Here is a 630-nt window from a genome sequence, read left to right as displayed (position 1 = left end):
GTTCACCATGGCATACATGGCTAACGTGTCGTGCGGACGGATTGGGGCAACGATATCTAGATCATCATCCCTTAGCTTCATAAAGCGGGTGTTGAGGAAGTAGCAGCGCTTACTCCACTCCACGGTGCGATTAGCCATAGCATCGAGTTCATCAAACTGCGGATCCCAGATGATCTCTACGCCTTTAAAGGCCAACCCTGTATTTACACCTGCACCTACGCCAGCATCGATGTACTTGGTCTCACCAGATCCAGCGATATGTGTAACTGTGACCTGCTTACGATAGGTATCAATGAACTTACCCCCAGCGATGATGAAATCAGGGCTACCGCCATGCTTAATACATTGGCGCCATGCCGTTTCCATCTCACCTACTAAGTTCCCTGGCGATGTTGAGGCGATGTCCTTGACTGCATAGTTGCGCCAGTAACTCGCTTTGGCTCGATCGATTCCGCCTACTGTGCCGGCATCTGGCGTTAGGCTAACTAGGCTATCTAAGCCAACTACTGCATCGGCGCCGTGTGAGCCGTCGCGGTGAAGCTCTAAGTCCAACTTATTCAGAAAGCCCTCCCTCAAGACTTCAAGTTGCTCATCCAAGAGGTTGATGAGTTGTACACGCTCGTTGTATTC

At 50.8% G+C, this 630-nt stretch carries 1 protein-coding gene; it reads right to left on the bottom strand.

Features of this window, described 5'->3' with window-relative positions:
• The coding region (locus ICN25_RS09895) for a phage major capsid protein (RefSeq protein ID WP_216182548.1) at positions 1–630 on the bottom strand (630 nt) is incomplete at both ends.

The sequence above is a fragment of the Polynucleobacter sp. 80A-SIGWE genome (genome assembly GCF_018882295.1).
Taxonomy (GTDB): Bacteria; Pseudomonadota; Gammaproteobacteria; order Burkholderiales; family Burkholderiaceae; genus Polynucleobacter.
The sequence above is the reverse complement of the archived record's forward strand: the minus strand, read 5'-3'. Positions and strand labels throughout refer to the sequence as shown.